Annotated in this window: 3 protein-coding genes; all 3 read left to right on the top strand. The window is 29.3% G+C overall.

Translation table 11 applies throughout. The features are described 5' to 3' along the window. Window positions 1-316 (top strand): ribonucleotide-diphosphate reductase subunit beta (locus KHW44_RS08695; RefSeq protein ID WP_369680527.1); only part of this gene is annotated, 316 nt, incomplete at its 5' end. A 56-nt stretch (window positions 317-372) separates the two neighbouring features. Continuing rightward, window positions 373-1,680, top strand: a complete 1,308-nt coding sequence (locus tag KHW44_RS08690) for a coproporphyrinogen III oxidase (protein WP_304068509.1) — start codon at window positions 373-375, stop codon at window positions 1,678-1,680. Then, a complete protein-coding gene (locus tag KHW44_RS08685) occupies window positions 1,673-2,053 on the top strand; it encodes a hypothetical protein (RefSeq protein WP_002835162.1) in 381 nt (126 codons plus the stop codon). The genes KHW44_RS08690 and KHW44_RS08685 overlap by 8 nt, the downstream gene beginning before the upstream one ends. Window positions 2,054-2,349: the final 296 nt, after the last annotated feature.

Genomic DNA, 2,349 nt, shown 5'->3' with positions numbered 1-2,349 from the left:
TACTGAAGAAAAAAATGCCCAATACAAAGAAATGATAAAACAAGGATCAGAAGCTGAAATTGAATGGGCAAAATACGTTATCGGTGAAAAAATCCAAGGCTTATCCATTAAAATGGTTGAAGATTACATCAAATACTTGGGTAATTTAAGATCAACAGGACTTGGTTTCGGAGTAATATATCCAGGTTACGAAAGAGAAATTCCATCGATGAAATGGGTAAGTGAATATTCTGATCCAAATAAAATCAAAACGGATTTCTTCGAAGCAAAACCATCAGCATATTCCAAGTCAGCAATAATAGAAGACGATTTATAAATAAAACCCGGCATTTTTCGTTTCAGAAATGTGCCGGATTATTTAATTGAGAAAATATGAAAATACAATTAGAAGATAAAAAATATCAAAAAGAATGTATCGATATTTTTACGATATTTGATTCTAAACAAAATTTGGAATTTGGACAGAGCGATTTTGTAGTTGGAACAGATTATGTAATTAAAGACAAAAAATACACATTTAAGACTAGACTAGAACTGAAGAAAATACTGTATCAGTTATTTTCACTAAGATACAATTATACGAATGATTGGGGAATACTAACTGGAACGAAGCCATCAAAGATTTTGAGAAATCACAGCGATGAAGAATTAAGTAGAATGTATTTGATAAATGATGAAAACTTGAAACTTTTACGAGACATCGACAAAATTCAGTCTACCGTGGATTTTGACGAGAAAAACTATAACATATATATCAATATTCCATTTTGTCCTAGCAGATGCGATTATTGTTCTTTCCCGACAATAGTTTATAAAAATAACGACAGAAGAGAAGAATATCTTGGATATTTAATAAAAGAAATCACAGAAGTTTCCAAGAGTATCGACAAGCATAAAATCAAAACAATTTATGTGGGAGGGGGAACTCCGACAAGTTTGGATAATACAATGCTAGAAAAATTATTGAAAGTTATTGAAAACTGTTTTGTTTCAGAAAACTTGGTTGAATACACATTTGAAGCTGGACGAGAAGATAGCTTGGACTTTGACAAGCTAAAATTGTTAAAAAAGTACAACGTGACAAGAATTAGCTTGAACCCACAAACTTTTAACGAAAAAGCACTGAAAGCTATGGGAAGGATTCAAAATAATGAGAACTTACTTGATTTGTACACTCAAGCCAAAAACTTGGGATTTGTGATAAATATGGATTTCATACTTGGATTATTGTACGATGATGTAAACAATACAGAAAAAAATCTCGAAATTCTAAGACAGCTACAACCTGATAATATAACTTTTCACACACTGTCGATAAAAAAAGGAAGTAAATACTCACAACAATACGACAAGGGAAACTTTAAAGAAAATATTGCTGAGAAACAAATGCAATTGATAAAAAAATGGACATTTCAAAATAATTACAGTCCGTATTATTTATATCGTCAGAAAAATATTCTGAATAACATGGAAAATATCGGCTATTGCAGAGATATTCCTTCTAGATACAATATCGTAATCAATGAAGAATTAGAAAGCATAATAGGATTTGGAATGACTGCTAATTCTAAAATCATAAAAGATGATATAATAAAATACACAAACTACAAAAATTTGAGAGATTATTCAAGAAAATTAGACGAAATAATAAAAAGAAAGGTGGAAATCATCAATGGGTGAACTAAAGAAAAGAGAAGAATTTAAATCGGATAAAAGTAGAGTTTTCCAAACGATAAAAGATAGATTATTAGACAATTCAAAACCAACGGGAGTTGAAAATCAGTACGTAATAGATAACTTGGGAGTTACAATGACCTACACTATAAAAGAAATCGTTGAAAACGAAAAAATGTACATCGATTTAAACTCAAAAAGCATAGATGGATATTTGAATTTTGATTTTGGAGATACAAATTCAGGAAGTTTTGTGGATGTTGATATGAAACTTCACAACAAATCATTATTCGGCGGATTGATGAATTTCGTAATGGATGTGGAAAAACTAGAGAATAAATTAGTGTATGAATTGAAAAAGGAATTGGGAGAATTGTAGAACATCAATGTTTTTAATTGAATAATATATGACATAGTCCTCATGATTGTAATTCAAAATTTCTTGTTTTGGATAACTTTCATGGGGATTTTTTGGTTTTATAATGACAATTTTTTCTAAATCTAGTCAAAAGTACTTCAAATATTACAAAAATGTAATATTTTAGACTGTTGTACTCAATTAACAAATGAAATTAAAATTTGCTGTAACCTTTTTGTAACCCTTAATTTTCAAGCATTTAACAATTTTAAAATTTGAGCGAATAGATACAAAGAGTTCTAATGAAAACAAATATC

The organism is Finegoldia magna (genome assembly GCF_018371055.1).
In the GTDB taxonomy this organism is placed as follows: Bacteria; Bacillota; Clostridia; order Tissierellales; family Peptoniphilaceae; genus Finegoldia; species Finegoldia magna_I.
This window is presented reverse-complemented; position numbering and strand designations above follow the sequence as displayed.